Annotated in this window: 1 protein-coding gene; it reads left to right on the forward strand. The window is 68.2% G+C overall.

Annotation, left to right across the window (positions count from 1 at the left end; translation table 11 throughout):
• A partial coding sequence (locus JK359_RS38630) for a carboxyl transferase domain-containing protein (protein ID WP_307788473.1) occupies positions 1–355 on the forward strand: 355 nt, incomplete at both ends.

Here is a 355-nt window from a genome sequence, read left to right on the forward strand (position 1 = left end):
ACTGCTCCCCCAGAACAACCGGGAGCCGGCGCCCCGGGTACGCAGCAACGATCCCGTCGACCGGCGCAGCGACGTGCTGCTCGGTCACGTGCCCGCGGACGGCAACCGGCCCTACGACATGGCCAAGGTGATCGAGGAGATCGTCGACGACGGCGAGTACCTCGAGGTCCACGAGCGCTGGGCCCGCAACATCATCTGCGCCCTGGCGCGCCTCGACGGCCGGGTCGTCGGCATCATCGCCAACCAGCCGCAGGTCCTCGCCGGCGTCCTGGACATCGAGGCCAGCGAGAAGGCCGCACGGTTCGTGCAGATGTGTGACGCCTTCAACATCCCGATCCTCACCTTCCTGGACGTT

Origin of the sequence: Streptomyces actinomycinicus, from assembly GCF_016741775.1 — a bacterium.
In the GTDB taxonomy this organism is placed as follows: Bacteria; Actinomycetota; Actinomycetes; order Streptomycetales; family Streptomycetaceae; genus Streptomyces; species Streptomyces actinomycinicus.